Genomic DNA, 5,608 nt, shown 5'->3' with positions numbered 1-5,608 from the left:
AGGTCTTCAGGCGTATCGATTCCGACGCCTACGAAATGGGTTTCAATCATTTTTATTTTCATCCCATATTCCAGATAGCGGATGCATTCAATTTTTTCTGAGATCTCCAGGGGCTTCATTTCCAGCTTTGAAAACTGGATCAGGGCATGTTTCCTGAAAGCATAAACGCCGATGTGCTTAAAGTACTCCACATCGTAGGAAATCTCCCGGTGAAAAGGGATAACGGAACGGCTGAAATACAGTGCGAAACCGCTGTTGTCGGTGATCACCTTTACATTATTCGGGTTTTCGATCTCTTCCTTTTCGTGAAGTTTTATTTTCAGGGAAGCCAATGAAATTTCCTGGTTTTCATCATTCCGGAAGACTTCAATGAGCTGCTGTAAAGGTTCCAGCTTTAAAAAAGGCTCATCGCCCTGTACATTGATCACGATATCGCAGTCTATACGCTGTACGGCCTCTGCAATCCTGTCGCTTCCCGTTTCATGCCGGCCGGTCATGACTGCTTTACCACCATTGCTTGTGATTTCGTCGAAAATGATTTCCGAATCCGTAGCCACAAAGACTTCCTCAAAAAGCCCGGTTTCCACGACATTCTGATAAGTTGTCGTGATGACGGTTTTTTCACCCAGCATCTGCATCAGCTTGGCAGGGAACCTGCTCGCCTGATAACGGGCGGGAATTACAGCGATGATCTTCATATTCCAGTGTAACAATTTAAAAATTTAGCAGTGTAACAATTGGTAAACTGTTACACTGCTAAACGGGTACATAATAAATATTATTTTAGTGCGCTTAAGGCATTCTCCAGTTTTGGCATCATGGCTGAGATTTCCTCAGTCGCAAGGCCGCCTACGGAAGCTCTGAACCAAGGCTCGGATTTTTCTTCCCCGAAAGCAGAGAAAGGAACCAGCGCAACACCAGCTTCATTAATCAGATAGAATACCAGGTCTGAAGAATCAGCAATAACAGAACCGTCCGGTTTCGTTTTACCGATATAATCCAGCTTGATGGTCAGGTACAGGGCGCCCATCGGTTCGATACTGTCTGCGGCAAGACCTTTTCCTTTCAGATCCTGGATTCCCTGGTGCAGTACTTTAAGGGATTCTTCCAGTTTCCCTTTAAAGTCTTCAACGAAAGCATTTACCTCCTCCGGATTTTCGTAATATTTTGCTGTTGCTTCCTGTTCAGGCTTCGGTGCCCAGGCTCCTACGTGGGTAAGCAGCGCTTTCATTTTGTCCATGATATGGGCAGGCCCGAATCCCCAGCCTACACGGACACCGGTAGCGGCGAGGCATTTGGAAATACCGTCGATATAGACCGTGTATTCTTTCATTTCAGGAAAAAGGGACACCGGATCTACGTGTTCCGCCCCAAAAGTGAGGTTGGAATAGATCTGATCATACATCAGGTACAACGGTTTTTCGTCTTCGCTCCTCTTTTTATTTTCTTCCAGAATGAGTTCACAGATCTCTGAAAGCTGCTCTTTTGTAAACATGGTTCCCGTAGGGTTCAGTGGCGAACACAAGGCGACAAGCACAGCACCTGACAAATGCGGTCTCAGGTCGTCTGCCGTAGGAAGAAAATTATTTTCAGGGGTGGTTTTAACCTCAACGGCATCGGCAGAGGTAAGGTATGCATAGTGGTTGTTATTCCAGGACGGGATCGGGTACACTACTTTATCTCCTTCATCTACAATTGTTTTGTAAACTGCATAGATCAGGGGTCTTGAACCTGCGGTAATGAGAATGTCGTTTGGAGAATAATCAAGGTTCCATCTTGTTTTTAAATCTTTGGAAACTTCTTTTCTTAAAGACAAAAGTCCGTTAGCCGGCGGATAATTCGTCAGGTTATTCTGATACGCTTTTTGAATTTCCTCCTTCAGCTGGGCAGGAATAGGATAAATATTGGAATTTAAATCACCAATGGTAAGATTGGCAATCTCCGCTCCTTTCGCTTTTAAATCATTTACTTCATTGCCAATTTTTACAATTTCAGAACCAATAAGGTTCGCCGCTAATTTAGAAACTTTCACTTTACTTTTATTTAATTATTTACTAGTAGTTTTTATAATGTATGAATATAATCAATAGCAGCACATTGGTACATTGGTACATTGGTATATTCATACATTATTATATTTTACAATTACATCAACTGCAAATCTCTTTTTACCTGCTGGATTTTCTCATCCAGGGATTCCAGCTTTTTTCTGAAATCGGCTTCGGAAGTAATGGCATCTTTTACGGAGATATAGAACTTGATTTTAGGTTCCGTTCCGGAAGGCCGGATGCATACTTTGGTTCCGTCCTCGGTATAATAGATCAGCACATTCGACTTCGGAATGTCGTTCATTACCTGTTTTTCATTTTTAGATGCGATGAAAAGGGTCTGTTCATTAAAATCCTTTACCTGCTCTACGGAAGATCCGGCCAGCTGCTTCGGCGGGTTTTCACGGAAATCTTTCATCATGTTCTGGATTTCCTCTGCCCCGTCTTTTCCTTTTCTTACCAGGTTAACCAGCCCTTCATAATACATTCCGGTTTCCTGATAGATCTCGATCAGGTACTGGTACATGGTTCTTCCGTTGGCTTTACACCAGGCAGCAATTTCACAGGCCAGCACAATACTGCCGCAGGAATCCTTATCTCTTACAAAATCGCCGGTCATGAATCCGAAACTTTCCTCGCCGCCACAGACAAATTTTTCAGAGCCTTCCGTATCGCGGATCATTTTACCGATCCATTTGAATCCTGTAAGCCCGGCTTTACACTGTACCCCGAATTTCTGGGCAATATCAAAGAAAATATCTGAAGTAACGATGGTGGATCCGATGAATTCCTTTCCGGTGATTCTTTCCTGTTTTCTCCATTCGTTCAGGATATAATACGTAAGAATGGTGTTGCACTGGTTCCCGTTCAGCAGCTGCATTTCCCCGTCCAGGTTCCTTACGGCAATCCCCAGCCTGTCACCGTCCGGATCAGTTCCGATCACGATATCCGCATTGGTGATCCTGGCAAGGTCCAGCGCCATCTCCAGTGCAGCAGGTTCTTCCGGGTTGGGTGAGTTAACAGTCGGGAAGTTCCCGCTTGGGATCATCTGTTCCGTTACCAGGTCGATCTTTTTGAAGCCGGCCTTTTTCAACGCTTTAGGTACTGTGGTATAAGTCGTGCCGTGAATGGAGGTGAATACGATGTTCAGGTTTTCCTTCCCTACATCCTGATAGGTAGAGTTTTCAATACAGGCATCGATATAGACATCGTCCTGCTCCTCTCCGATCCATTCGATCAGGTCGTCATTTCCGGTGAATCTGATTTCATTGAATTTTACGGACAGGACCTCGGCAATAATAGCTTCGTCATGCGGCGGCACAATCTGGGCGCCGTCGTTCCAGTATACTTTATATCCGTTGTACTCAGGCGGGTTGTGGGAAGCGGTCAGCACGATTCCGCCATGGCACTGCTTGTCACGAACGGTAAAAGACAGTTCCGGAGTCGGCCTGTGGTCTTTGAACAGAAGCACTTTGATTCCGTTGGCGGTAAAAACGTCAGCCACAAGCTTTCCGAATTCCCGTGAATTGTTTCGCACGTCATAAGCAATGGCTACCTTTATTTCCTCGTTCGGAAACTGCCTCAGCATATAATTGGCCAGGCCCTGGGTAGCCTGTCCCAGAGTATATTTGTTCAAACGGTTGGTTCCAACGCCCATGATTCCTCTCATTCCCCCCGTTCCGAATTCAAGTTCACGGTAAAAGGAGTCTTCCAGATCCGGCGAATTGCCTTCGATCAGGAGCTGAACGGCGTTTCTTGTTTCTTCATCAAATGATTCGTGCAACCAGAGTCTTGCTTTTTCTAATGTTGTCATATTTGTATTTTGTACAGTTTATTTTGCTGGATGATGGGTGTTGGTGAAGATTAAAGTTTTCCAACAAACCCCTCAAGCCTTATTTGTTTTTATTTAATTTAAAAGTCCAATTCTTAAAGGCGGCAATCTTTTTTCTAACTCAATGATTTTTAACTGAATGTCATTCCGATCAAAAGTAGAATCGCCGAAAATCCCCCTGTCGATATCGAAGTTAATGGCTGTGAATCCTTCAGATGAATCAGTTTCTGAAATTTCCTTAAAAACCGTCTTTCCACATTCAAAAATAAAATGTCCGGCTTTTTTATTCGAAACGGTTTTTAGTTCGCATCGGTCTGAAACAGCATTGATAACTGCCATTCCGACCCGACAAAATTCATCGCCAACCTCAAGATGTTTTTTTTCGTTGCTGCATGCTCCGATTTTTGTCATGATACATTCGGCTTTGGTAAGATCGTAAGATTCTTCCAGAGATATTCCTGCATCATATTTTACATACATTGAATGGGATTGGGCACTCATGATTATCTCACTGCAGTGATTATCAAAATATTCGTCGATAGCATGACACAAAGCTCCGATTAAAAGAGAATTTAAGTTGTTCTCCTTGAAACAATCTTCAAAATATAGAGCAGGACGAAGTCTTACATGCTCTATCCCGTTCAAGCTTGTAATGCTACCTGCTGTATATCTTTTCCCTTTCAATTTTTGTTACTCCAGTTTCTTATTCTGCACCTTCGTTTCCTTATCTATTTTAAATGCCCGGATGGGATCATTGTAATATACAAATTTTGCCGTATTCTGAACATGCCCCTTGAGGGAATCCTGTACGTTTACTTCCGCATAATTCCCGTTTTTCGAATCGATTTTCAGGTTTTCAATCTTCCAGTAAGGAGCGATCAGGCTGGCCGTGTCAGAGATTTTAATGACTGCGTCCCTGGTCCGGCCCACAAAATTTGCCCTGCTTTTGTTCAGCATTTCCACTTCCGCCCTTCTGGTATTCACCGATCCCATAAAAGTAGCGTAATTTTTTAAATTAAGCCTGAAATTATCCGTCTTAATTTCGCTTGAAATATTCATTTCCACAGAATCCGAAAGGGAGATTTTTTCCAGGTTATATTTTGAATAAACCGTCACATTATAAAAATCAACGCCCTTTGTACCGCGTTTTTCCCTGATCGAAAGGGTTTTATCGTCTACGTCCACATCCAGGTTGCCCGCAACATTCGGATAGGTTTCAATTTCCACGAAATTTTTTGTCCCGCGGGCATAAAATACCCTGAATTTTCCATCCAGATCCAGATTTACAAATTCCGGAACGTCGATATCCTTCCGTTCGATATTTCCTTCGGGTGAAACTTTTCCGCAGGAAGCCAATGCCATAAGCATCAGAAAAGAGATTCCTTTTTTCACTTTTTTATTCTTTTATAAAACCAGGTGACCGGTTGTGCTGCTGCCGAAGACAACAGCAGATAATTTTTATCAGGACAGGATACCTTCAGAATGACGGTATCCCGGTCATGCTCATATTTCATCATTACTTGGTTTCCCTTTCTCAGGTAAAAGCCTTTCAGGTTCATTGAAACAAAGGTATGGTCCGGATTAAAGGTTAAGATACCATCAGGAGATTCCGTATTATACTTCATTCCGGTCAAAGAATCGATTGTATACGAGCTTCCCTGACGATGTCCGATGAATCCCCATGATCCCTGCAGCCGGTGAGGCATACATGAGAAAACCGGAATCAGGA

General features: G+C 43.3%; 6 protein-coding genes. All 6 read right to left on the bottom strand.

Translation table 11 applies throughout. The features are described from left to right. The coding region (gene kdsB / locus QZ735_RS09500) for a 3-deoxy-manno-octulosonate cytidylyltransferase (protein WP_294247367.1) at window positions 1-698 on the bottom strand (698 nt) is incomplete at its 3' end. Between the two features lie 80 nt (window positions 699-778). Then, window positions 779-2,032: an aminotransferase class I/II-fold pyridoxal phosphate-dependent enzyme gene (locus QZ735_RS09495; protein ID WP_294247364.1), complete on the bottom strand. Its 1,254-nt coding sequence runs from the start codon at window positions 2,030-2,032 to the stop codon at window positions 779-781. Window positions 2,033-2,145: 113 nt separating this feature from the next. Next, window positions 2,146-3,861 carry a phospho-sugar mutase gene (locus QZ735_RS09490; RefSeq protein WP_294247363.1) on the bottom strand — a complete coding sequence of 572 codons (1,716 nt, stop codon included), beginning with the start codon at window positions 3,859-3,861 and terminating at the stop codon, window positions 2,146-2,148. 93 nt (window positions 3,862-3,954) lie between these two features. Beyond that, on the bottom strand, window positions 3,955-4,563 hold the full coding sequence (locus tag QZ735_RS09485; protein ID WP_294247361.1) for a hypothetical protein: 609 nt from the start codon (window positions 4,561-4,563) through the stop codon (window positions 3,955-3,957). Window positions 4,564-4,569: 6 nt separating this feature from the next. Further along, window positions 4,570-5,247, bottom strand: a complete 678-nt coding sequence (locus tag QZ735_RS09480) for a DUF2807 domain-containing protein (RefSeq protein ID WP_294247370.1) — start codon at window positions 5,245-5,247, stop codon at window positions 4,570-4,572. Window positions 5,248-5,267: 20 nt separating this feature from the next. After that, window positions 5,268-5,608, bottom strand: a 341-nt coding sequence (locus tag QZ735_RS09475) for a hypothetical protein (RefSeq protein ID WP_294247359.1), incomplete at its 5' end; no start/stop codon positions are given.

The sequence above is a fragment of the uncultured Chryseobacterium sp. genome, from assembly GCF_913776365.1.
GTDB lineage: Bacteria > Bacteroidota > Bacteroidia > Flavobacteriales > Weeksellaceae > Chryseobacterium.
The sequence above is the reverse complement of the archived record's forward strand: the minus strand, read 5'-3'. Positions and strand labels throughout refer to the sequence as shown.